General features: G+C 66.5%; 17 protein-coding genes. 10 read left to right on the plus strand and 7 right to left on the minus strand.

The window, feature by feature from the left end; translation table 11 throughout:
• The first annotated feature begins 30 nt into the window (after positions 1 to 30).
• Positions 31 to 159, plus strand: a complete 129-nt coding sequence (locus ASF53_RS26785) for a hypothetical protein (protein WP_286134463.1) — start codon at positions 31 to 33, stop codon at positions 157 to 159.
• 120 nt (positions 160 to 279) lie between these two features.
• Here the strand turns inward: ASF53_RS26785 and ASF53_RS15455 are convergent, their stop codons facing one another.
• Positions 280 to 1689, minus strand: coding sequence for an amino acid permease (locus ASF53_RS15455; RefSeq protein WP_056200028.1), 1410 nt, complete (start codon positions 1687 to 1689; stop codon positions 280 to 282).
• 301 nt (positions 1690 to 1990) lie between these two features.
• Between ASF53_RS15455 and rpsO the strand changes: the two genes are divergently transcribed.
• The 5 genes from rpsO (at position 1991) to ASF53_RS15480 (ending at position 8343) form a co-directional block, all read left to right on the plus strand.
• Positions 1991 to 2260, plus strand: coding sequence for a 30S ribosomal protein S15 (gene rpsO, locus ASF53_RS15460; RefSeq protein ID WP_003597553.1), 270 nt, complete (start codon positions 1991 to 1993; stop codon positions 2258 to 2260).
• Between the two features lie 261 nt (positions 2261 to 2521).
• Positions 2522 to 4768, plus strand: a complete 2247-nt coding sequence (gene pnp / locus ASF53_RS15465) for a polyribonucleotide nucleotidyltransferase (protein WP_056200032.1) — start codon at positions 2522 to 2524, stop codon at positions 4766 to 4768.
• Positions 4769 to 5026: 258 nt separating this feature from the next.
• Complete coding sequence (locus ASF53_RS15470) at positions 5027 to 7294, plus strand: TonB-dependent receptor (RefSeq protein WP_056200036.1); 2268 nt, start codon at positions 5027 to 5029, stop codon at positions 7292 to 7294.
• 92 nt (positions 7295 to 7386) lie between these two features.
• Positions 7387 to 8028, plus strand: a complete 642-nt coding sequence (locus ASF53_RS15475) for a glutathione S-transferase family protein (RefSeq protein WP_056200039.1) — start codon at positions 7387 to 7389, stop codon at positions 8026 to 8028.
• A gap of 90 nt (positions 8029 to 8118) precedes the next feature.
• Complete coding sequence (locus ASF53_RS15480) at positions 8119 to 8343, plus strand: YgaP-like transmembrane domain (protein WP_301288765.1); 225 nt, start codon at positions 8119 to 8121, stop codon at positions 8341 to 8343.
• A 126-nt stretch (positions 8344 to 8469) separates the two neighbouring features.
• Here ASF53_RS15480 and ASF53_RS15485 read toward each other — a convergent pair whose 3' ends face one another.
• Positions 8470 to 8736, minus strand: a complete 267-nt coding sequence (locus tag ASF53_RS15485; protein WP_056200211.1) for a GlsB/YeaQ/YmgE family stress response membrane protein — start codon at positions 8734 to 8736, stop codon at positions 8470 to 8472.
• Between the two features lie 249 nt (positions 8737 to 8985).
• On the opposite strand from ASF53_RS15485, the gene ASF53_RS15490 reads away from it, so the two are divergent.
• Positions 8986 to 9345, plus strand: a complete 360-nt coding sequence (locus ASF53_RS15490) for a RidA family protein (RefSeq protein WP_056200045.1) — start codon at positions 8986 to 8988, stop codon at positions 9343 to 9345.
• Entirely contained in the window at positions 9342 to 10445 is a 1104-nt protein-coding gene (locus ASF53_RS15495) for a polyamine ABC transporter substrate-binding protein (RefSeq protein WP_056200048.1), read from the plus strand. Before ASF53_RS15490 ends, ASF53_RS15495 begins: the two co-directional genes overlap by 4 nt.
• Positions 10446 to 10635: 190 nt before the next feature.
• On the opposite strand, the gene rpoC is transcribed toward ASF53_RS15495, so the two are convergent.
• The 4 genes from rpoC to rplJ form a co-directional block, all read right to left on the minus strand.
• On the minus strand, positions 10636 to 14853 hold the full coding sequence (gene rpoC, locus ASF53_RS15500; RefSeq protein ID WP_056200051.1) for a DNA-directed RNA polymerase subunit beta': 4218 nt from the start codon (positions 14851 to 14853) through the stop codon (positions 10636 to 10638).
• A 178-nt stretch (positions 14854 to 15031) separates the two neighbouring features.
• The gene (rpoB, locus tag ASF53_RS15505) at positions 15032 to 19162 is read right to left on the minus strand and encodes a DNA-directed RNA polymerase subunit beta (protein ID WP_056200055.1); all 4131 of its coding nucleotides are present in this window, start codon (positions 19160 to 19162) and stop codon (positions 15032 to 15034) included.
• A gap of 261 nt (positions 19163 to 19423) precedes the next feature.
• The gene (rplL, locus tag ASF53_RS15510; protein ID WP_056200058.1) at positions 19424 to 19801 is read right to left on the minus strand and encodes a 50S ribosomal protein L7/L12; all 378 of its coding nucleotides are present in this window, start codon (positions 19799 to 19801) and stop codon (positions 19424 to 19426) included.
• Between the two features lie 57 nt (positions 19802 to 19858).
• Positions 19859 to 20377 carry a 50S ribosomal protein L10 gene (gene rplJ / locus ASF53_RS15515; RefSeq protein ID WP_003597538.1) on the minus strand — a complete coding sequence of 173 codons (519 nt, stop codon included), beginning with the start codon at positions 20375 to 20377 and terminating at the stop codon, positions 19859 to 19861.
• Between the two features lie 674 nt (positions 20378 to 21051).
• Here rplJ and ASF53_RS26325 point away from each other — a divergent pair.
• Positions 21052 to 21201 (plus strand): hypothetical protein, encoded by a 150-nt coding sequence (locus ASF53_RS26325; protein WP_200943246.1) that lies wholly within the window; start codon positions 21052 to 21054, stop codon positions 21199 to 21201.
• A gap of 43 nt (positions 21202 to 21244) precedes the next feature.
• Here the strand turns inward: ASF53_RS26325 and ASF53_RS15520 are convergent, their stop codons facing one another.
• Positions 21245 to 22747, minus strand: a complete 1503-nt coding sequence (locus tag ASF53_RS15520) for a porin (protein WP_056200060.1) — start codon at positions 22745 to 22747, stop codon at positions 21245 to 21247.
• 758 nt (positions 22748 to 23505) lie between these two features.
• Here ASF53_RS15520 and ASF53_RS15525 point away from each other — a divergent pair.
• Positions 23506 to 25149, plus strand: coding sequence for a B12-binding domain-containing radical SAM protein (locus tag ASF53_RS15525; RefSeq protein WP_056200064.1), 1644 nt, complete (start codon positions 23506 to 23508; stop codon positions 25147 to 25149).
• Positions 25150 to 25178 lie beyond the last annotated feature (29 nt).

A 25178-nucleotide genomic window follows, 5' to 3' on the forward strand; every position in this document is an offset into this window, starting at 1 on the left:
GGCATTGGGTCTCCAATCTGAGCTTTCGAAATGGAGTCCCACCGCATGCGCTCGATCCTGCGCCAGATCGTCGTCGTCTTCCTGCTGCCGAAGGCCATCAGCTACCTGCGTCGCCGCTTCGGCGGCGGACGGGCAGCGGGTTCGCACCGCTCGTACTGAAGTCCGGGTTTCGAAAGGACGAGTCCTTTCGCGGGTCCAGGGCAGAGCCCTGGTTGAGGGAAGCCGGGGCACTGCCCCGGCGCCCCGCCAAAGGGATTGATCCCTTTGGAATCCCGATGGTCAGGCGACGCGTCGGCGGCCGTAGCCGAACCAGATCGCCAGCCCGAGACCGAGCCAGACCAGCAGGCGCAGCCAGGTATCGCCGGGCAGGCTCGCCATCAGGGCGAGGCAGGCGAGGATGCCCAGCACCGGCACGAGGGCGCCGCCGGGTACGCGGAAGGGCCGCGCCCGCTCCGGCTCCATGCGGCGCAGGATCAGCACGCTGGCGCAGACGAGGATGAACGCGAACAGCGTGCCGATGCTGACGAGTTCGCCGAGAATGTCGATCGGCACCAAAGCCGACACCACGGCCGTGGCGAGACCGATCACCCCTTGCGCGACGAACGGCGTCCGGGTCCGCACCCCGATCCGCGCGAACAGATCCGGCAGCATGCGGTCGCAGGCCATGGCGTAGCAGATCCGGGCCTGACCATAGAGGGCGGTGAGGGCCGCCGTGGTGAGCCCGATCAAGGCGCCGGCCTTGATCGCCGCGGAGAAGCCGGCCAGCCCCGTCACCGCCATGGCCCGCGCGATCGGGTCGGCCACGTCGAGGTCGCGATAGGGCACGAGGCCGGTGAGCATGGCGGCCACCGCCACGTAGAGCGCCGCGGTGACGAGGAGCGAGCCGATCAGACCCACCGGCGCGTCCCGCTGCGGGTTGCGGGTCTCGCCGGCGGCGGTCGAGATGGTCTCGAAGCCGACATAGGCGAAGAACACGACCCCGGCCCCGCGAAGGATGCCACTCCAGCCGAAGGCGCCGAACGTGCCCTCGTTCGCCGGCACCAGCGGCTGCCAGAGTTCGGGCCGCAGATGCCCTACGCCGAGGCCGAGGAAGGCGAGGATGATCGCGACCTTCAGCATCACCAGCACGGTGTTGGTGCGGGCCGCCTCCCGGTTGTCGCGCATCAGCAGGGCGGTGAGCACCAGCACGACGAGCGCTGCCGGCCCGTTCACGATCCCGCCCTCCCCCGGCCCCGCGGCCAGCCATGCCGGCAGCCTCAGGCCGGCATCGGCGAGCAGGCTCTGCGCATAGCCCGACCAGCCGACGGCGATGGTCGCCGCGGCCATGGCAAATTCGAGAACCAGATCCCAGCCGATGATCCAGGCCGGCAGGGCGCCGAGCGTGACGTAGGTGTAGGAATAGGTGGATCCCGCCACGGGGATCATCGCGGCGAGTTCCGCGTAGCAAAGCGCCACCAGCCCGCTCGCGACCGCGCCGAGCACGAAGGAGAGCATCAGCCCCGGCCCGGCATAGTTCGCCGCCGCCGTGCCGGTGAGCACGAAGATCCCCGCCCCGACCGTCGCGCCGACGCCGATGCAGACGAGGCTGAAGGCGGAGAGGTTTCGGGCCAGCGCCGGACCGTCCGAATCGGACACGTCCGCGACGAGGGCGGCGATGGGCTTTCGGGCGCCGAGGGCGGAACGGGGCATAGGGTCTCGCGTACCTGACCGGAAGGCATCCGGCGAAGCGAAAGCCGGGCCGGATGCGGGGTGGGATCGGGGCGCAGTATGCGGCGGATTTCGCCCCGGCGGATGGCGCCTCTGGCACATCCCGCGATTTCGTGTATGGTCCGCGCCGCCTCGACCCGGTTACCGGGCGGGGCTTGTGCCGCTTGCGGCTGACCGTGCTGGACGACATCCCGGCACCGGCCCGACCGCGAGTTTTTCAAAGGTGCCCTTGCCCTTCCATGGGCGGCATCTTCCGACCAAACCTCCATCTGAAAGGCCTGCGATGTCGATTACGGCAGAGCGCAAGACCGCGCTCATCAAGGACTACGCCAAGGGCAACAAGGACACCGGCTCGCCGGAGGTCCAGATCGCCATCCTCACCGAGCGGATCACCAACCTGACCGCCCACTTCAAGACCCACGGCAAGGACAACCATTCCCGCCGCGGCCTCCTGAAGCTGGTCTCGCAGCGCCGCTCGCTGCTCGACTACCTGAAGCGCAAGGAAGAGGCGCGCTACCGCACCCTCATCGAGCGCCTCGGCATCCGTCGCTAAGGCCAACCGCGCGGTCCTTCGGGGCCGCGTTTTCACGAAGCCGCGCTTCTCACGAACTGGACCCCGGTTCGGCGTCAGAGAGTGCGGCACACCAAGAAGGACCGCTCGGGCATGGGGCCCGGCCGGTCCGATCCGGGCGGCTTGAAGGCGCAGGGCGCCAGGGCAGGATCGCGAGACGCTTCTCTCAAAACGAAGCGTCTCGCCGTCTTGCCTCTGGCGGCGCCGGGCTCAGCCCACCGCATGTTTGAAGGCGAGAGACATATGTTCGACGTACAACGTGAAGAGCTGATCTGGGGCGACCGCAAGCTCGTTCTCGAGACCGGCAAGACCGCCCGCCAGGCGGACGGCTCCGTGGTCGCCACCTACGGCGAGACCACCGTGCTGGCCACCGTGGTCGCGGGCAAGGAGCCCAAGGCCGGCATCGACTTCCTGCCGCTCACCGTGAACTACCAGGAGCGCGCCTACGCCGCCGGCCGCATCCCCGGCGGCTACTTCAAGCGCGAAGGCCGTCCCTCCGAGAAGGAGACGCTGGTCTCCCGCCTGATCGACCGCCCGATCCGTCCGCTCTTCGTCGAGGGCTGGCGCAACGACACCCAGGTCGTCGTCACCGTTCTCTCCCACGATCTCGAGAACGATCCCGACATCGTCGCGATGGTCGCGGCCTCGGCCGCCCTCACCCTGTCGGGCGTGCCCTTCATGGGCCCGATCGGCGCAGCCCGCGTCGGCTACCTCAACGGCGGCTACAAGCTGAACCCGCTAGTGACGGAAGTCGCCGAATCGACCCTCGACCTCGTCGTCGCCGGCACGCAGGACGCGGTGCTGATGGTCGAGTCCGAGGCCAAGGAACTCTCCGAGGACGTGATGCTCGGGGCCGTGATGTTCGGCCACAAGCACTTCCAGCCGGTGATCGAGGCGATCATCCGTCTGGCCGAGAAAGCCGCCAAGGAGCCGCGCGATTTCACCCCGCCGGAGAACGCCGACGTCGAGGCCGCCGTTCTCGCGGTCGCCGAGACCGAGCTGCGCGAGGCCTACAAGAAGACGGTCAAGCAGGAGCGCTACGCCGCCGTCGACGCCGTGAAGGCGAAGGTGGTCGCCGCGCTCTGCCCGGCCGAGGGCGAGCAGAAGTTCGCGCCGGAGAAGGTCAAGGCGGCCTTCAAGGAAGCGCAGTCGAAGGTGGTCCGCTGGAACATCCTCGACACCGGAAGCCGCATCGACGGCCGTGACGTGAAGACGGTCCGCTCGATCGTCTCCGAAGTCGGCGTGCTGCCCCGCGCCCACGGTTCGTCGCTGTTCACCCGCGGCGAGACCCAGGCGCTGGTCGTGGCCACGCTCGGCACCGGCGAGGACGAGCAGTTCATCGACGCGCTGGAGGGGACCTACAAGGAGCGCTTCCTGCTCCACTACAACTTCCCTCCCTATTCCGTCGGCGAGACCGGCCGTATGGGTTCGCCCGGCCGCCGCGAGATCGGCCACGGCAAGCTCGCCTGGCGCGCGATCCGGCCCGTTCTGCCGCCGGCCCACGAGTTCCCGTACACGATCCGCGTGGTCTCCGAGATCACCGAGTCGAACGGCTCCTCCTCGATGGCCTCGGTCTGCGGCGGCTCGCTGTCGCTGATGGATGCGGGCGTGCCCCTGCGCCGTCCGGTCGCCGGCATCGCCATGGGCCTCATCCTTGAGGGTGAGCGCTTCGCCGTGCTGTCCGACATCCTCGGCGACGAGGATCACCTCGGCGACATGGACTTCAAGGTGGCCGGCTCGGAGGAGGGCATCACCTCCCTCCAGATGGACATCAAGATCGCCGGCATCACCGAGGAGATCATGAAGATCGCCCTCGCCCAGGCCAAGGACGGCCGCGCCCACATCCTGGGTGAGATGTCCAAGGCCCTGACCGCGGCCCGTCCCGAGCTCGGCGAGTACGCGCCGCGCATCGAGACGATGCAGATCCCCACCGACAAGATCCGTGACGTGATCGGCACCGGCGGCAAGATCATCCGCGAGATCGTCGAGAAGACCGGCGCCAAGATCAACATCGAGGATACCGGCATCGTCAAGATCGCCTCCTCCGACGGCAAGGCGATCAAGGCGGCCTATAACTGGATCCGCTCCATCGTCGCCGAGCCCGAGGCCGGCACGATCTACGACGGCACGATCGTCAAGATCATGGAGTTCGGCGCCTTCGTGAACTTCTTCGGCGCCAAGGACGGCCTCGTTCACATCTCGGAGCTGGCCGCCCAGCGCGTCGCCAAGGTCGGCGACGTCGTGAAGGAGGGCCAGAAGGTCAAGGTGAAGTTCCTCGGTGCCGACGAGCGCGGCAAGATCCGCCTCTCGATGAAGGTCGTCGATCAGGAGAGCGGCGAGGACCTCACCGAGAAGCTCAAGGCCGAGCGGGCTGAGCGCGGCGAGCCGGAGCGCGAAGAGCGCAGCGACCGCGGTGATCGGGGCGACCGTGGCGATCGCGGCCCCCGCCGCGACCGTGGCGAGCGCCGCCGGGAATCGTCGGGCGAGTAAGCCCCGTCCCACACGCCCTATCGGACGTTTGAAGAGCGCGGTCCCTCCGGGGGCCGCGCTCTTTGCTTATGGCTCGGACACCGCGAACGAGACGCGGCGGCGCCGAAAACGCCTCGTCCGCATTGCGCAAAAGCACAGTATCGATTGCCTAGTTTCCATATGAAATCGGGCAATCTGGAATAATTCAAACTTCTCTAAGCTGAGACGGATTACGACCAAGACTTCCCCGTCTATTCTAATAAAATAAGGGGGAAGTTTATGAGAAACGCTCGCCAGGGCCGCCTTCTGCTGCGGCCGATGCTGCTTGGCTCCGTTGCCTGTACAAGCATCGCTGCGGCTTTCATCCACCCGGCCCAGGCGCAGATCACGGAGATCAACACCGGCCTGCCGACCGCTCAGGCGGTCCATCCGCTCGCCGCGTCCCCCGCGGTCGGCGGCGTCACCCTCGACATGATCAGCGTCGCCGGTTCCGGGGTCGGGCGCGGCCTCGTCGTCGACAGCTCAGGCTCGCAGGTCGGCTACCTCGCCAAGCGCCTGCGCTCCTCGACCAAGACCGACACGCCGCTGATCGACACGCCGCAGGCGATCTCGGTGGTGACGGAAGCGCAGATCCGCGACCAGAACGTCCAGAGCATCGGCGAGGCGTTGCGCTACGTCCCCGGCGTCGCCATCGCCCAGGGCGAGGGCCACCGCGACGAGATTCTGATCCGCGGCCAGCGCACGACGGCCGACTTCTTCGTCAACGGCATCCGCGACGACGCGCGCTACTTCCGCGACCTCTACAACACCCAGCGCATTGAGGTGTTGAAAGGCCCCAACGCGATGATCTTCGGCCGCGGCGGCGGCGGCGGCGTGGTCAACCGCGTGCTCAAGGAAGCCGACGGCGTGCCGATCCGCGAGGTTCTGGTGCAGGGCGGCCAGTTCGCGAACAAGCGCATGGCGCTCGATCTCGGCGACCGCGTCTCCGACACCGCCTTCTTCCGCCTCAACGGCGTGTTCGAGGATACCGGCACCTACCGCGACTTCATCGACGTCCGCCGCTACGGCGTGAACCCGACGATGACCTTCCTGCTCGGGCCGCAGACGACGCTGCGCCTCTCCTACGAGTTCTTCTCCGACAACCGCATCGCGGACCGCGGCATTCCCTCGCAGTTCGGGCGCCCCTGGCGCTATCGCGAGAACACCAGCACGCTGTTCGGCGCGCCCTTCATCTCGAACGGCTCCGTCGATGCCCATATCGGCACCGCACAGTTGGACCACGTCTTCGAGAGCGGCGTCGTGATGCGCAGCCAGACGCGGATCGCCGACTACGCGAAGTACCATCAGAACGCCTACCCCAACAGTCCGGTCAGTGCCGACGAGACCTCGTTCGTGATGCGCGGCTACGGCAGCCAGACCGACCGCACGAACTATTTCAACCAGACGGACTTCACCTACAAGTTCAACACCGGCCCCCTCGCCCATACCGTCGTGGCCGGCCTGGAACTCGGTTTTCAGGAGGGGATCGACTTCCGGCGCGACTTCATCTGGAACTCGACCGGCACCCGCAACCTCGTCGTCAATCCCTTCGCGCCGACCACGACCGAGGGTGCCACGCTGCGGAATCTCGCCTCCGGTCGAAACAACACCTATCGCCTCGGCGTGTTCTCCGCCTTCGCCCAGGACCAGATCGAGATCGACGAGCATCTGCAGTTCATCGTCGGCGCGCGCTTCGACCGCTTCGACTTTCAATCGCGCGACCGCCGTCTCGACGCCGCGACCGGCCTCCCCGCCCAACCGAACAGCCGCATCGACAATCTCGTCTCGCCACGGGTCGGCGTCGTCGTGAAACCGCTGCCGAATCTCGCCTTCTACAGCAGCTATTCGGTGTCGTTCCTGCCAAGCGCGGGCGATCAGTTCCGCGTGCTGGACCCGACGACCGCTTTGTCCGCACCCGAGCGGTTCGAGAACACGGAAATCGGCATGAAATACGAGATCACGCCGGCCTTGATCCTCACCGCCGCGCTGTTCAACCTCGATCGCGACAACCAGCCGATCCCCTCATCCACCGAAGCGGGCTTCTCCGCCGGCCCGGGCAAGACGAACACTCGGGGCGCCGAGATCGGCATCGCCGGTTACGCGACCGATTGGTGGCAGATCTCCGGCGGCTACGCCTATACCGAGCCGCGCATCGTCGCCGATATCGATGACGACGGCGACGTGATCCAGGCCGGCAACCTCGTCGGCGGCGTTCCGCTCAACACCTTCAGCCTGTGGAACAAATTCGACATCGGCGATCGATTCTCCGTCGGCGTCGGCTACCTCTACCAGGACGCCAGCTTCGCATCGTCGGACAACGCGGTGCGCCTGCCGAGCTTCTCGCGCTTCGATGCCGGGGTGTTCTACGCGTTCAGCGAGAGCATGCGCGCTCAGATCAACATCGAGAACCTGTTCGACCGGCGCTACGTCATCTCCGCGCACAACAACAACAACATCCTGCCCGGCGCGCCCCGCACCGTGCGCTTCCAGCTCATCGCGCGGTTCTGACCTGCGGGGGCGCCCGAGGCTTCCTCGCCCGCGCGCCCTCCCCTAACACCGGGGCGACGCCCGCCGCGCGGGTGCCTCGCCCCGGAGCCCCTATGTCCGACGATCTCGTTTTCTACACCAACCCGATGTCCCGCGGCCGGATCGTCCGCTGGATGCTGGAAGAGGTCGGCGCCCCCTACCAAACCGAGATCCTCGGCTACGGCACCTCCATGAAGGCGCCGGCCTACCGGGCGATCAATCCGATGGGGAAGGTCCCTGCCCTGCGCCACGGCGCGACGGTGGTGACGGAAGTCGCCGCGATCCTCGCTTATCTCGCCGATGCCTTCCCGCAGGCCGGGCTTGCCCCTGCGCCGGATCACCGCGACCGCGGCCCCTATTACCGCTGGCTGTTCTTCTGCGCCGGCCCGCTCGAGGCGGCGGTGACGAACGGCGTGCTCAAGGTGAGCATCCCCGACGACCCGCGGATGCAGGGCATGGTCGGCTACGGCAGCCTGGAGACGGCCCTCGACACGCTGGAAGGCGCCGTCTCGGGAGTGGAGTTCGTGGCGGGCGGCCGGTTCAGCGCTGCCGACCTCTACGTCGCCGCGCATCTTGGCTGGGGCATGCAGTTCGGCACGATCCCGAAGCGCCCTGCCTTCGAAGCCTATGCCGGGCGCCATCTGGCCCGCGCGGCGTCTTTGCGCGCCCGCGAAATCGACGACGGGCTTCTCGCCGAGGCGCAGAAAGCGCCGTGAGGCGGGGCGGGGCGGAACGGCCCCGCCCGCCCCGCGTTCGCCCCGCGAAGCCGCAAGGGGCGGCGAGAAGGAGCCATTTCCGTGAACGAGATGATCGAGGACATTTTCTCCGGCGAACCGAACCTGAGCATGACCGAGCGCGCGGTCTCCGTCGCGCTGGGGCTCGGCATCGCCGCCGCGGCGGCCCAGCCCCGACCAAACAAGTTCCTGAGCCTCGCGGCGCTGGTGGTGGGCGTCGGCCTCGCCGTGCGCGGCGCCACCGGTCACTGCGCCGTCAAGGCGGTGGCGGGCGGGGGACGCGACCTCACCGCCTGATCGTCTCTCGAAAAGGAACCGGACCCCTCGGTGATCCCGGATGATCGCCGAGGGGCCGAGCCCAAAGAAAAAGGGGCGCCCCTCGCGGAGCGCCCCTTCTTTCGTCTTAGGAGGCCTGCCGTCTCGTCAGAGCGAGCGGCTGCTGGTCCGGCCGGCGATGAAGCCGTAGATCCCGAGGACGACGCAGGCGCCGACGATCGAGCCGATGAAGCGGGCCCCCTCGTTGGGGCCGTACCAGCCGATCGCCTGACCGATGAAGGTCGCGACGAAGGCGCCGACGATGCCGAGGATCGTCGTCAGGATGAAGCCGGACGGCTCCTTGTTACCGGGCATGATCAGCTTGGCGATGACGCCGGCCACGAAGCCGATGATGATGGTCCAGAGAATTTCCATGTGGTCCCAATCCCGAAAGTCGTCGTCGATCTGAAGGTCCGGCCGGAAGACTTGGCCGTATTCGGATGACAAACGCGCGAGCGACGGCGCCGGTTGCCTTGCGAAAGGCGGCTCTGCCCAAAAAATCCGGGTCTGGGCGATCGGCCCCTCCGCCGACGCCCGGCGAACGGCTCGGCCCCCTTTACGGGGAACCGCTCCGGGCGGCAGAAGGGGGCGCTTCCTTCACCGATCGAGACCGGCGACCCTACAATGAGCATCGAACGCTACGAGACCGGCCCGCGCATGTCCCAGGCGGTCGCCCATGGCGACCTCGTGTTCCTGGCGGGTCAGGTGGCCGCCGACGTGGTCGGCACCGGCGTCACCGCGCAGACGCAGCAGATCCTCGAACAGATCGACCGGCTGCTGATGGCGACGGGCAGCGACAAGGCCCGCATCCTCTCGGCGACCGTCTATCTCGCCGATATGGGGAGCTTTGCCGAGATGAACGCCGCCTGGGACGCCTGGGTCGACAAGGGGAACCCGCCCGCCCGCGCCACCGTCGAGGCACGGCTCGCCGGGCCGGAATACCTCGTCGAGATCGTGGTCACGGCTGTCCGGGGCAAATCGTGATCCGGCGGCTCCTGCTGGGAGGGCTCGCCGCCCTCCCCCTCCTCCTCTCGGCGGCCGGCGGGGTGCGGGCCGAGGAGCGGGTCGTCAACATCTACAACTGGTCCGACTACATCGACCCGAAGGTGCTCGACGACTTCACCAAGGAGACGGGCATCAAGGTCGTCTACGACACCTACGACAACAACGAGATCCTTGAGACGAAGCTCCTGGCCGGCAAGTCCGGCTACGACATCGTCGTCCCCTCCGGCCCCTTCCTTCAGCGCCTGATCAAGGCCGGCGTGTTCCTGCCGCTCGACAAGGCGAAGATCCCGAACCTCAAACACGCCTGGCCCGAAATCAGCAACCGGCTCCAGGCCTATGATCCGGGCAATGCCTTCGCCGTCGATTACATGTGGGGCACCACCGGCATCGGCGTGAACGTGACCGCCGTGCGCGAGCGGCTCGGCGCCAACGCCCCCCTCAATAGCTGGAGCCTCGTGCTCAATCCCGGCTCGATCACGAAGCTGAAGGATTGCGGGGTAATGCTCCTCGATTCTTCCGAAGATCTGATTCCCTCGATCCTGCCCTTCTACGGCTTCAAGTCGGATTCGAAGCGCTGGGACGACATCACCACCGTGACCGACGCGCTCTACAAGGTCCGCGGCGCGGTGCGGAAGTTCCACTCCTCGGAATACGTCAACGGCCTCGCCAACGGCGATGTCTGCCTCGCGGTCGGCTATTCCGGCGACGTGATGCAGGCCAAGAAGCGCGCCGAGGAATCGAAGAACGGCATCGAAGTCGCCTACTTCATCCCAAAGGAAGGCGCGCTGATGTGGTTCGATGCCTTCGCGATCCCGAAGGATGCCGCCCACCCGGCCGAGGCGCACGCCTTCATCGACTACATGATGCGCCCCGAAGTGGCGGCGGCCAACACCAACTTCGTCTCCTTCGCCAACGGCAACCTCGCCGCGCGCAAGCTCGTGAAGCCGGAATTGCTCAACAATCCCGGCATCTACCCCGACGAGACGACGATGCAGCGGCTCTCGGTCAACACCGCCTGGAACGACTCGACCCAGCGCTTCGTCACCCGGGCCTGGACGCGGGTGCGCACCGGCCGCTGAGCGGGCTGAGCGATACGGTCCCCGCTTCGATCAGGCGGAGACCGTATTGCTCGGAGCCTTAAGTTCGGGATCCCAAAGGGATCATCCCTTTGGCGGGGGTGCCGGGGCAGCGCCCCGGCCAAACGAGAAAGGCCCCGGCTCTTGCGAGCCGGGGCCTTTCTCATGTCGGGTTCCGGAAAAGAGCGGCCGATTACTCGGCCGCGGCCGGGGGCAGCTCGCTGAGTTCGGCGGCGTTGGCCGCGTTCTCGGCGGAGCGCTGCTGAAGGATCAGGTTGTCACGGCGGCGCGCGATGGAGCGGATATCCGCCGCGAGCGAACCGGTGCCGGCCGGGATGAGCGAGCCGACGATGACGTTCTCCTTCAGGCCGTCCAAGGTATCGACCTTGCCGTTGACCGCCGCCTCGGTGAGGACGCGGGTGGTCTCCTGGAACGAGGCCGCCGAGATGAACGACTTCGTCTGCAGCGACGCCTTGGTGATGCCGAGCAGGACGGGCACGCCCTGGATCGGCTTCTTGCCCTCGGCGAGGAGCTTCTCGTTGAAGTCGGCCAGTTCGGTCCGGTCGATCTGATCGCCCGTGAGGATGTCGGAGTCGCCGCCGTCGGTGATTTCCACCTTCTGCAGCATCTGCCGGACGATCACCTCGATGTGCTTGTCGTTGATCGACACGCCCTGGAGTCGGTAGACCTCCTGGATCTCGTTGACGAGGTAGGCAGCAAGCTCCTCCACGCCCTTGATCGCCAGGATGTCGTGCGGCGCCGGGTTGCCGTCGACGATGTAGTCGCCGAGTTCCACCACGTCCCCGTCCTGCAAGTGGATGTGCTTGCCCTTCGGGATCAGATACTCGACGGCGTCGGAGCCGTCGTGCGGCGTCAGCGTCAGACGACGCTTGTTCTTGTAGTCGCGGCCGAAGGCGATCGAGCCCGACTTCTCGGCGATGATCGCCGCATCCTTCGGACGACGCGCCTCGAACAGCTCCGCCACCCGCGGCAGACCGCCGGTGATGTCGCGGGTCTTGGCCGAGTCCGTCGAGACACGGGCGAGCACGTCGCCGGCGCGCACCTTGGCGCCCGGATCGAGACCAATGATGGCATCGACCGGCAGGTAGTAGCGGGCGTCCGAACCACGGGCCAGCTTCACCGGCTTGCCGTCCTGATCCAGCACGAGCATGGCCGGCTTCAGGTCGGAGGTGCGGGACGATCCGCGCCAATCGATGACGACGCGCTTGGCGATACCGGTCGATTCGTCGGTGGTCTCGGTGATGGACTGGCCATCATAGAGATCCTCGTAGCCGACGATGCCGTCCACTTCGGCGACGATTGGACGGGTGTAGGGATCCCATTCGGCGATCCGCTGCCCGCGCTTGATCGTGTCGCCTTCGTCGACGCGCACACGCGCACCGTATTGCAGACGGTGGACCGCCCGCTCGGCGCCGTCCGGCCCGACGATCACCACCGCGACCGAACGGCCGGTGGCGATGAGGTCACCGTCGGAGTTCTTGGCCAGCGACCGGTTGCGGATCTTGATCGTGCCCTCGAAGCTCGACTCGACGAAGGACGAATCCGCGATCTGCGCCGCACCGCCGATGTGGAAGGTACGCATGGTGAGCTGGGTGCCCGGCTCGCCGATCGACTGCGCCGCGATGACGCCGACGGCCTCGCCCATGTTGACGGGCGTGCCGCGGGCCAGATCGCGCCCGTAGCAGGTGGCGCAGACGCCGCTCTTGGTCTGGCAGACCAGCACCGAGCGGATCTTCACCTCCTGGATGCCGGCGGCGTTGATCGCCGGCAGGTGACGCTCCTCGATCGTCTCGTTCGTCTTGACGATGACGGTGCCGTCCTGCGCCACCAGATCCTCGGCCGTGGCGCGGCCCAGGATACGGATGGAGAGCGGGGCGACGACCTGGCCGGCATCGATGATGGCGCGCATCTTGATGCCGTTGGTCGTGCCGCAATCGACCTCGCGGATGACCGCGTCCTGCGCCACGTCGACGAGACGACGGGTCAGGTAGCCCGAGTTCGCGGTCTTCAACGCCGTGTCCGCGAGGCCCTTACGGGCGCCGTGGGTGGAGTTGAAGTACTCGAGAACGTCGAGGCCTTCCTTGAAGTTCGAGATGATCGGCGTCTCGATGATCTCACCCGACGGCTTGGCCATGAGGCCGCGCATCGCCGCGAGCTGCTTCATCTGCGCGGGCGAACCACGGGCGCCCGAGTGGCTCATCATGTAGATCGAGTTGACCTGCTTGTCGGCCCCGTTCTCGTCCTTCTGGACGGCGGAGATCCGGCCCATCATCTCGGCGGCGAGCTTATCCGAGCACTTGGCCCAGGCATCGACGACCTTGTTGTACTTCTCGCCCTGAGTGATCAGGCCGTCGTTGTACTGCTGCTCGTAATCCTTCACGAGCGTGCGGGTGTCCTCGACGATCGACCACTTGTTCTCCGGCACGACCATGTCGTCCTTGCCGAACGAGATGCCGGCCTTGAACGCGTGGCTGAAGCCGAGCGCCATGATGCGGTCGCAGAAGATCACCGACTCCTTCTGACCGCAGTGGCGGTAGACGGTGTCGATCATCGCGGAGATCTCCTTCTTCGTCATCAGCTTGTTGACGACGTCGAAGGGCACCTTCGGGTGCATCGGCAGCACGCCGGACAGGATCACGCGGCCTGGCGTGGTGTCGTAGATCCGGGACACGGGCTCGCCGTCGGGGCCGAGGCCGCGCCAGCGCCACTTGATCTTCGAGTGCAGCGACACGGACTTGGCCGCGAGCGCGTGCTCGAGCTGACCGATATCGCCGAACACGCCCTGCATCGGGTTGTTCTTGTCGTCGGGCTTGTGCTCGCCGACCGAGCCGTCGGCCACGATCGAGAGGTAGTAGAGGCCCAGCACGATGTCCTGCGACGGCACGATGATCGGCTGACCGTTGGCCGGGTGCAGGATGTTGTTGGTCGACATCATCAGGACGCGCGCTTCCAACTGAGCCTCGAGGCTCAGGGGGACGTGCACGGCCATCTGGTCGCCGTCGAAGTCGGCGTTGAACGCGGCGCAGACCAGCGGGTGAAGCTGGATCGCCTTGCCCTCGATCAGCTTCGGCTCGAACGCCTGGATGCCGAGGCGGTGCAGCGTCGGCGCGCGGTTGAGCATGACGGGATGCTCGCGGATGACCTCATCAAGGATATCCCAAACCTCGGGCTTCTCCTTCTCGACGAGCTTCTTCGCCTGCTTGACGGTGGCGGAGAACCCCTTGGCGTCGAGACGCGCGTAGATGAACGGCTTGAACAGCTCGAGCGCCATCTTCTTCGGCAGGCCGCACTGGTGCAGCTTCAGCTCGGGGCCGACCACGATGACCGAACGGCCGGAGTAATCGACGCGCTTGCCGAGCAGGTTCTGGCGGAAGCGGCCCTGCTTGCCCTTCAGCATGTCGGCGAGCGACTTCAACGGGCGCTTGTTGGCACCCGTGATGACGCGGCCGCGGCGACCGTTGTCGAACAGCGCATCGACCGCTTCCTGAAGCATGCGCTTCTCGTTGCGGATGATGATGTCCGGCGCGCGCAGCTCGATCAGCCGCTTGAGGCGGTTGTTGCGGTTGATGACGCGGCGGTAGAGGTCGTTGAGGTCGGACGTGGCGAAGCGGCCGCCGTCCAGCGGAACCAGCGGGCGCAGGTCCGGCGGGATGACGGGCACGACCGTCAGGATCATCCACTCGGGCTTGTTGCCGGAGAGCTGGAACGCCTCGATGATCTTGAGGCGCTTCATCAGCTTCTTGGGCTTCAACTCGGAGGTCGTCGTGGCGATCTCCTCCTTGAGCGACGTCGCGATGCCCTCGAGGTCGAGTTCCATCAGGATGCGCCGGATGGCCTCGGCGCCGATCATCGCCGTGAACGAATCCTCGCCGTACTCCTCCTGCGCGCGCAGGTACTCTTCCTCCGACAGGAGCTGACGCTCCTTGAGAGGGGTGAGGCCCGGCTCGATGACGACGTAGGACTCGAAATACAGGATCCGCTCAAGGTCCTTGAGCGCCATGTCGAGCAGCAGGCCGATGCGGCTCGGCAGCGACTTCAGGAACCAGATATGGGCGACGGGCGCGGCCAGCTCGATATGGCCCATGCGGTCGCGACGGACGCGCGCGAGGGTGACTTCGACGCCGCACTTCTCGCAGATGACGCCCTTGTACTTCATGCGCTTGTACTTGCCGCACAAGCACTCGTAATCCTTGATTGGCCCGAAGATGCGCGCGCAGAACAGGCCGTCGCGCTCGGGCTTGAAGGTACGGTAGTTGATCGTCTCGGGCTTCTTGATCTCGCCGTAGGACCAGGACAGAATTTTCTCGGGCGACGAGATCGAGATCTTGATCTGGTCGAAGCTCTGCGGCTGGGCCTGCTGATTGAAAAGGTTCATGACCTCTTGGTTCATGATCCGCTCCTTGCTCGCCGGCTGCCCCGCGCCTGGGCAGTCACGGCTTGATCCTCATGGCGCCGCGCTCGTCCGGAGCGCCGCTGGCCGTCGTCATGCTTGGGAAGGCCCCGCCCCTTCCTGCTCGACCGCGGCGGAGCCTCGGAAAAGGCCCCGCCGCGGGAGGTGATGGCTGTCGTTACTCGGCGGCGTCGGCCGGCGGCTCGATCTGGTCGTTGGCCGCCTGCTGCTGCTTGGAGGAGGTGAGCTCGACGTTGAGTCCGAGCGAGCGCATCTCCTTGACGAGCACGTTGAAGGATTCGGGGATGCCGGCCTCGAACGTGTCGTCGCCGCGGACGATCGCCTCGTAGACCTTGGTGCGGCCGGCCACGTCGTCCGACTTCACCGTGAGCATCTCCTGCAGCGTGTAGGCCGCGCCGTAGGCCTCCAGCGCCCAGACCTCCATCTCACCGAAGCGCTGACCGCCGAACTGCGCCTTACCGCCCAGCGGCTGCTGGGTGACGAGCGAGTACGGGCCGATCGAACGCGCGTGGATCTTGTCGTCCACGAGGTGGTGCAGCTTCAGCATGTAGATGTAGCCCATGGTGACCTTGCGGTCGAAGGGCTCGCCGGTGCGACCGTCGTAGAGGGTCGACTGCGCCGAGCGGTCGAGCCCGGCCATCTCCAGCATCGTCTCGATGTCGGCTTCCTTGGCGCCGTTGAACACCGGGGTGGCCATCGGCACGCCGCGGCGCACGTTGTTGCCCGCCTCGGCCAGAGCCTCGTCGGACAGCCCCTCGATTTCGGACGGCGAGTAGATCGCTTCCATCTCAGCCCGCAGCGGCGCGATGTCCTGGTTCTTCAGATAGGCATCGACCGCCTTGGAGACCTTGCGACCCAAGCCCGCAGCCGCCCAGCCCAGATGGGTTTCCAGGATCTGGCCGACATTCATGCGCGAGGGCACGCCGAGCGGGTTGAGCACGATGTCGGCATGCGTGCCGTCTTCGAGGAACGGCATGTCCTCGATCGGCACGATGCGCGACACGACACCCTTGTTGCCGTGGCGGCCGGCCATCTTGTCGCCGGGCTGGATCTTGCGCTTCACCGCCACGAAGACCTTGACCATCTTCATGACGCCGGGCGGAAGCTCGTCGCCGCGCTGCAGCTTCTCGACCTTGTCGAGGAAGCGCTGCTCGAGGCGCTTCTTCGACTCGTCGTACTGCTTCTGCATCGCCTCGATTTCCGTCATCATACGGTCGTCGACGACGGCGAACTGCCACCATTGCGAGCGGGGATACTCGCTGATGATCTCGCGGGTCAGCGTGGTGTCCTTGCGGAAGCCCTTCGGACCAGCGATCGGCGACTGACCGATCAGCACCTCGGCCAAGCGGGCATAGGTGTTGCGGTCGAGGATGGTCTGTTCGTCGTCGCGGTCCTTGGCGAGACGCTCGATCTCCTCGCGCTCGATCGCCTGGGCGCGCTCGTCCTTGTCGACGCCGTGGCGGTTGAACACCCGCACCTCGACGATCGTGCCGGTCACGCCCGGGGGAACCCGGAGCGAGGTGTCGCGCACGTCCGAGGCCTTCTCACCGAAGATGGCGCGCAGGAGCTTCTCCTCCGGCGTCATCGGGCTCTCGCCCTTCGGCGTGATCTTGCCGACGAGGATGTCGCCGGCATGCACCTCGGCGCCGATATAGACGATGCCGGCTTCGTCGAGGTTCTTGAGCGCCTCTTCCGAGACGTTCGGGATGTCGCGGGTGATTTCCTCCGGACCCAGCTTGGTGTCGCGGGCCATCACCTCGAATTCCTCGATGTGGATCGAGGTGAACACGTCATCCTTCACGATCCGCTCGGAGAGCAGGATCGAGTCCTCGAAGTTGTAGCCGTTCCACGGCATGAACGCGACGAGCACGTTGCGGCCGAGCGCGAGCTCACCGAACTCGGTCGAGGGACCGTCGGCGATGATCTCGCCCTTCTTCACCGGCTCGCCGACGCGCACCAGCGGCTTCTGCGTGATGCAGGTCGACTGGTTGGAGCGCTGGAACTTCTGCAGGCGGTAGATGTCGACGCCGGGCTTGGTCGGGTCGGTCTCTTCCGTCGCGCGGATGACGATACGGGTGGCGTCCACCTGATCGACGATGCCGGAGCGGCGGGCGGCGATGGCGGCGCCGGAGTCGCGGGCGACCACGGCTTCCATGCCGGTGCCGACGAAAGGCGCGTCGGCGCGAACCAGCGGCACCGCCTGGCGCTGCATGTTCGAGCCCATCAGCGCGCGGTTGGCGTCGTCGTTCTCGAGGAACGGGATCAGCGCCGCGGCGACCGAGACGAGCTGCTTCGGCGAGACGTCCATGAGATCGACGCGGTCGGGGGCGACCACGATGACCTCACCCGCGCGGCGGCAGACCACGAGGTCGTCCGTCAGCTTGCGGCCCTCGTCCATGCCGGCATTGGCCTGGGCGACGTAGTACTTCGCCTCTTCCATGGCGGAGAGGTAGGCGACTTCGTCGGTCACCACGCCGTCCTTCACCCGGCGGAACGGCGTCTCGATGAAGCCGTATTTGTTCACGCGGGCGAAGGTCGCCAGCGAGTTGATGAGGCCGATATTCGGGCCTTCGGGCGTCTCGATCGGGCAGATGCGGCCGTAATGGGTCGGGTGCACGTCGCGCACCTCGAAGCCGGCGCGCTCGCGGGTCAGACCGCCCGGGCCAAGCGCCGAGAGGCGGCGCTTATGCGTCACTTCCGAGAGCGGGTTGGTCTGGTCCATGAACTGCGAGAGCTGCGACGAGCCGAAGAACTCGCGCACCGCGGCTGCCGCGGGCTTCGCGTTGATGAGATCCTGCGGCATCACCGTGTCGATATCGACCGAGGACATGCGCTCCTTGATGGCGCGCTCCATCCGCAGGAGGCCCAGACGGTACTGGTTCTCCATCAGCTCGCCGACCGAGCGGACGCGGCGGTTGCCGAGGTGGTCGATGTCGTCGATCTCGCCCTTGCCGTCGCGCAGGTCGACCAGCGCCTTGACGACCGCGAGCATGTCCTCGCGGCGCAGGGTCCGCACCGTGTCGGCGGCGTCGAGGTCCAGGCGCATGTTCATCTTCACGCGGCCGACCGCCGAGAGGTCGTAGCGCTCGGAATCGAAGAACAGCGAGTGGAACATCGCCTCGGCGGTGTCGAGCGTCGGCGGCTCGCCGGGACGCATGACCCGGTAGATGTCGAACAGCGCACCCTCGCGGGCCGAGTTTTTGTCCACCGCCAGCGTGTTGCGGATGTAGGGGCCGACATTGACGTGGTCGATGTCGAGCACGGGCAACTCGGTGACGCCGACATCGTCAAGGCTCTTGAGGAGCTTCTCGGAAATCTCGTCGCCGGCCTCGGCCCAGATCTCGCCTGTCTTCATGTTGACGAGGTCTTCGGCGATGTACTGGCCGATCAGATCCTCGTCCGCGGCGCGGAGGAACTTGGTGCCCTTCTCGCCGATCAGACGCGCGTTGCGGGCGTTGAGCTTCTTGCCCGCCTCCAGCACGACCTCGCCGGAATCGGCGTCGATGAGATCGACCGAGGCCTTGAAGCCCTTGAGGCGCTCGGCGTCGAACGGCACGCGCCAATCCGCCCCGTCACGCTGGTAGGCGACGCGGTTGTAGAAGGTCGAAAGGATCTCTTCGCCGTCGAGGCCGAGCGCGAACAGCAGCGAGGTGACCGGCAGCTTGCGCTTGCGGTCGATGCGCACGTGCACGATGTCCTTGGCGTCGAATTCGACGTCGAGCCAGGAGCCCCGGTAGGGGATGATGCGGGCGGCAAACAGCAACTTGCCGGACGAGTGCGTCTTGCCCTTGTCGTGGTCGAAGAACACGCCCGGCGAGCGGTGCATCTGCGAGACGATGACGCGCTCGGTGCCGTTGACGATGAAGGTGCCGTTATCCGTCATGAGCGGCATGTCGCCCATGTAGACATCCTGCTCCTTGATGTCCTTGACCGACTTGGCGCCGGTATCCGGGTCCACATCGAACACGATGAGGCGCAGCGTCACCTTGAGCGGAGCCGCGAAGGTGATGCCGCGCTGACGGCACTCGTCGACGTCGTATTTCGGCTGTTCGAAGGTGTAGCGCACGAACTCGAGCAGCGCCGTCGAGGCGAAGTCGGAGATCGGGAAGACCGACTTGAAGACGCTCTGCAGGCCTTCGTCGGCACGCCCGCCCTCAGGCTCGTCCACCATCAGGAACTGGTCGTAGGACGCCTTTTGAACCTCAATGAGGTTCGGCATCTCGGCGACTTCCCGGATCTTACCGAAGAACTTGCGAATGCGCTTGCGACCGACCAGCGTATTGGCCATGAGACCTCGCTCCACCACCTCAGCGTAGGGTGCCCGGGGAAGGCGGACCGCCTCCCATCACCGGGCCCGAAGGGCCGTCCCGCCGGACGATCAGCCCACCCGAACCGAATTTGTCTCCGTTCGCCGCCGATTCCTGCCTTCAGGAACGACGGCCGCCCGAAGCAGCGTTAGCCCGCGAGCCGGAGCCCGCGGGCGTCTGGCCGGCGCAGCTCCGAGGAGCGTGCGCCGGATGCGATGGGCCGGTATCGGCCCATCGACGGATTACTTGAGCTCGACCTTGGCGCCGGCCTTCTCGAGCTGGGCCTTGAGCTTCTCGGCCTCGTCCTTCGTCGCGCCTTCCTTGACGGGCTTGGGCGCGCCCTCGACGAGATCCTTGGCTTCCTTGAGGCCGAGGCCGGTGATCGCGCGGACCTCCTTGATGACCTCGATCTTCTTGTCGCCGGCGCCGGCGAGAACGACCGTGAACTCGGTCTGCTCTTCAACGGCGGCAGCGCCAGCACCGGCAGCCGGGCCAGCGGCGACGGCGACGGCGGCAGCAGCCGAGACGCCCCACTTCTCTTCGAGGAGCTTGGCGAGCTCGGCGGCCTCGAGAACGGTCAGCGAGGAGAGGTCCTCGACGATCTTGGCGAGATCAGCCATGTGCGTGTTCCTTTGGTGTATCGGTTTGAACGGGTCGGTTTATGGGGGAGAAACGGCTCAGGCCGCCTCGTCCTTCTTGGCATAGGCCCCGAACACGCGGGCGAGCTTGGCCGCCGGCGCGTTGACGACTTGGGCGACCTTGGTCGCGGGAGCCTGGATGAGGCCCACGAGCTTGGCGCGCAGTTCGTCGAGGGACGGGAGCGAGGCGAGCGCCTTCACGCCGTCCGGGTTCAGGGCAGTCGTTCCCATGGCGCCACCGAGAATCACGAGCTTGTCGTTCGTCTTGGCGAAGTCCACCGCAACCTTGGCGGCCGCAACCGGATCGCTGGAATAAGCGAGCAGGGTCGGGCCCTTCAGGAGGGGCTTGATGGAGGCGACGTCCGTGCCATCGAGAGCGATGCTGGCGAGCCGGTTCTTGGCGACCTTCACGGTGGCGCCGGCCTGCTTCATCTGCGAGCGCAGCTTCTGCATGTCGGCGACCGTGAGGCCTTTGTAGTGGGCCACGACGACCACGGCGTTCGCATTGAACACGCCGTTGAGCGTCGAGACGAGATCAGCTTTAGCTGTCCGGTCCACTGTGCTCTCTCCGGTTGGCGGAACCTGAGACAGGCCCGCCGGTTGCACTTGCCGCCCGGAACGGATCTCGGCGTAGAAGCCGGACCCGTCGCGGACGACGTCTCACGGCCCTGTCCCTTTGAAGCGCCGCAGGGGCCCCTCGCGGGTGAGATTGGTTCAAACCGAGGCCTCCCGCCGGTGCCTGACGGCCCCGGAGGAAGACGTAGAAAAATTCGGTCTTCCCCGTCTGTGCAGGCTGTCGCCGATTAAGCCGGTCGCCCGGCGCCTGCAGTCTCGGACAGGACATAGCCGGAAACGGCGCTCGGAGCGGGAGCTCCAAGACCATTCCGGCCATCACCGTCCGGTTGCCCGAACGGCATCTCGAATGGAAACCGACCGATTGGCCGATCCCTTTCAATGGTTGAAATCGTGGAGCGCGGTCTATAGCGGCGTGCAAGCGGCCTGCCAAGTCCCGCAATGCGACTTTTCCGTCGCAGGCAAGGTCGCAGGCAGGGGCCCGAGCGCGAGCGGGCCGGCCCTGACCCCGGCCGGAGGCACGCCCCCGCCTTAACCGATCGTTGACTCTGCCCCCGCCGCATCCGCCGCGGCGCGGGCTCCATGTGTGCTAGCGCATCCCCGGCCCCGGCGCGGCGGCTCTACACCGCAGCGCACAAGAGCAGGGGATCTCTCGGGCGATGGCCTCGAAAGTGTTGTTGGCGCTGGTGGTGTTCGTGTTCCTCGTGGACGGCCACCTGCCCGGAATGCGCGAGTTGCGCAATCCGGACGCCGAGGGCGGCAAGGGCGCAAGCCGCGCCGCGCTCCTGTCGAAGCGGTCGGAGGCCTGAGCCTCGGACCGCCCGCGACGGCGCGCTCGGAACCGGCTCCGGATCAGTAGTTGATCTGGAGCTGACCGCGGAACAGGTCGCCGTTGGCCCGGCCGAAGCGGCCGACATTGGCCTCGCGGCGCCGCATATTGGCGTAGGCGAGCGTCAACTCGACCGACTTGATCGGCTGGAACTCGATACCGAGCTCGAACTCGTCCGTGTCGAGCCGCGGTGCGTTCGTGCCGACCTTCCAGCCGCCGTCGTAGGTCTGCCAGCGGGCATAGGGCATGAACGGACCGACCAGGGAATGGTCGACCTTGTACATCGCCTGCACGTAGCCGCCCTGGAGTGGCTTGGTCTGGATCGCCCGGGCGATGGGATCGAATTCCGGGCCGCGGCCCCAGTTCCACTCCGCCTGGAGGCCGAAGGGCTGCGGGTACAGGATCGCGTGGAGGCCGACGCGCTCGTCGTCGTAGCCGTTGCCGAGGGCGGCGCCGGCGCCCTCGGGCCGGAAGCGGTTGCGGTAGGCCGAACCGCCGACCTCCAGCACCTGTCCCTTGAAGATGTCGCCGAGGCCGTCGAGTTCGAACGGCCAGGTCGCCATCATGACCGTCATGAGGTCCTTGTTGCCCTCGACCCGGTTGATGGTCTGACCGTTATAGATGCCGACGCCGAGCGCACCGTAATTGCCGAACAGCTTCTGCCCGCCCTTGGCGAGGCGGTCCCAGATCCGCTGCACGTGCCAGGGCGTGTAGTAGAGGGTGATGCCGATGTCGCGCTCGCCGGGGACGGCGCTGTTGATGCCGTCGGAGCGGTCGAGAGCCAGGCGGTTCTGCGAGGATTGCAGGTTCTCCCAGCCGAAGGGTACCTTCTGCTGGCCGAAGCGCAGCCGGGTGCGGCGCTCGTCGTCGAGGAACACGTCGGCATAGGCGTCGCGCAACTGCGTGAAGTGCTGGCGGTCGCCCACTCCGACCGCGAAGTCGGGCTGGATATAGATGAAGACCCGCTCGTGGATGTCGCCCTGCAGGACCAGGCGCACCCGCCGGAACAGGAAGTTGCTGCGGTCATTGATGCTGCTGTCGTGGACCGAGCGCAGGCGCGAGACACCGGACGGGGCGGTGTCGTCACCGGACAGGAACTGGTTGCTGCGCAACTGCGTGTAGCCGCGCAGCGTGAGCCGCTCGAACCACGTCTTGGGTCGGGCGTTGTGGTTCGGACCGTTCTCGAGCAGTTGCGGCGCGGGCGGCACCAGCGCGTCGTACCACGTGTCCGGCTCTTCGATGGCGAAGCGGTGCGGAACCGGGCCGGGCGCGGCCGGCTGCGCCGTCGCGGGCTGGATCGGCCGGCCGGCGGCCGGGAAGGTGCCGGCATCGGTGTTGCGGGGATTCGCGTGCCGCAGACCGGGCCCTCGCCCACCCCTGCCCTGCGTCTCCGACTGCGCCTTGATCATCGCCTTGAGCTCGTTGATCTGGCGCTGCAGCTCGGCGACCGTTTGCGCCTGAGCCTGGGCCGCCGGCAGAACCAACGCGCTCGATAAGAGCAGTGCGGTCAGAAGACGTCGTTTCATCTCTCGAACCCCTTTGCCGCATTCCGGGCCGGCGTGATGACGGTCGCCGTGTTGTGCCGGAATGCGCCCAGCCTTCGGTTGCAGATCGTCAAGCGCGGCACGCATCCCGGCCCGCCGAACCGACCGCCCTCGCCGTACACACCCGCGAAGGTGTGAAGACCGGCGAAGTTGTTAGTCGGCTCAATCGCTTAGCGACCCCCGGCAGTGCGTCCCACAGCCATGCTTGGCCGATAGCACCGGACTGGAAGGATTAAAAGTAATTCTCGGTAAAAAACGGGGATATGCGAGACGCATTATTTATATAACGGCCAAATCCGCCATCTAATCCCGTTCTAGTCAAGTTTATTCTGTCATAAAAGTGACGTCATGCTGTGGTTTATTGTATCATTGCGCTGTTTCGAATGACCAGTGTTTTCAGGGGCCGTTGGCTCGACCAAGTTGCGCGAGCGCCCCACGATCGAGGCTGCGGCGCCGGAATCGTCCCGAGCGGGCGTCGGCGGGCGCGGATGTCACCGGATCGGGCGGCTCTGCACATGCATCCGCCGCATGCCGCCTCCTCCGATGCCGTTTCAGGGTCCGGATGTGTCCTCGAAGCCGCATCGGCCGGATCGCGTCGCCGGGAGGCCGGTCCCTTTAGGACGGACGCGCGTTCACCCTGGAGGTGGGCGTCATTCCGGACGGCGCAGAGACGGGCCGACATGCATCGTGTCGCGTCAAAGAGGGGACGCCAACGCGGCGGGCTGTGCTAGATAGAGACCATGCGTTGTTCCCTTCCCATCTCCTCCCGTCGGCGCATCCTGTGCGTCTTCCCCGCCTACACGCCGTCCTTCGGGACATTCTCCCACGCCTATCCGCTGATGGGCGGGGTGAAGGCGTTCATGCCGCCCCAGGGGCTCCTGGTGATCGCGGCCTACATGCCGGAATCCTGGGAATGCCGTTTCATCGATGAGAACATCCGGCCGGCCTCGGCGCAGGACTTCGCCTGGGCCGATGCGGTGTTCGTCTCGGGCATGCACATCCAGGAAGGTCAGATCCACGACATCCGTCGGCGGGCGCACGCGGCCGGCAAGGTCGCGGTGCTCGGCGGCCCCTCGGTGTCGGGCGCGCCGGAGAAGTACCCGGATTTCGACTATCTCCATGTCGGCGAAATCGGCGACGCCACCGACCGCCTGATCGAGATCCTCGACCGCGACCTGTCGCGGCCGGCTTCCCAGGTCGTGCTCGACACCAAGGACCGGCTGGCGCTGTCCGATTTCCCGGCCCCGGCCTACGAGTCCGCGCCGCTCAAGCGCTACCTGATCGGCTCGCTGCAATTCTCGTCGGGCTGCCCCTATCGCTGCGAGTTCTGCGACATCCCGCAGCTCTACGGCCGCCAGCCGCGGCTGAAGAGCCCGGAGCAGATGTGCGCCGAACTCGACGCGATCATCAGCCAGCCCGGCCACCCGGCGGTGGTCTACTTCGTCGACGACAACTTCATCGCCAACCGCAAGGCGACCCGCGAGATGCTGCCGCATCTCGTGGCGTGGCAGAAGAAGAACAATTACCCGCTCCAGTTCGCCTGCGAGGCGACGCTGAACATGGCCAAGCAGCCCGAGATCCTCGAGCTGATGCGGCAGGCCAACTTCATGACGGTGTTCGTCGGGATCGAGACGCCTGAGGCCGACGCGCTCAAGGGCATCGACAAGACCCACAACGCCGCCGTGCCGATGTACGAGGCGATCGAGACGCTGAACTCCTACGGGCTGGAGGTGACGTCGGGCATCATCCTCGGCCTCGACACGGATTCCGACAAGTCCGAGCAGAACCTGATCGACTTCATCGACAAGTCCGCGATCCCGGTGCTGACGATCAACCTGCTCCAGGCGCTGCCCAAGACGCCGCTCTGGGACCGGCTGGAGCGCGAGGGCCGGCTCCTGCACGATGCGAGCCTGGAATCGAACGTGCTGTTCAAGCGCCCGCACGACACGGTGGTGAATTCCTGGCGCCGGGCCATCGCCCACGCCTACACCCCCGAGCACCTGTTCGAGCGCTTCAAGCACCAGTGCGACGTGACCTACGGCAACCGCATCGTCACGCCGACGAAGGGCAAGCTCACGGTCACCAACCTGCGCCGCGGCCTGATCCTCGGCTTCAACATCATCACCCGGGTGGGGCTGTTCTCCGATTACCGCCGGCCGTTCTGGCGGGCGGCGGTCCATGCGCTGAAGCGCGGGCAGATCGAGGCGGTGTTCAATATGGGCTTCGTCGCCCACCACCTGATCCGCTTCACCCGCGAGGCGCTGCGCGGCGAGCACAACGCCTCCTTCTACGCCGCCAAGGCGGCGGAAGCGGAGGCGCAGCGCGAGCGGAGCTGGTGGGAGAACGCCCGCCGCCGCCTCGCGCCGGAGCGGGAAGCGGCCTGAGCACGCCGGGGCCTCCCTGATAGGGGGGC

Origin of the sequence: Methylobacterium sp. Leaf123, from assembly GCF_001423405.1 — a bacterium.
Taxonomy (GTDB): Bacteria; Pseudomonadota; Alphaproteobacteria; order Rhizobiales; family Beijerinckiaceae; genus Methylobacterium.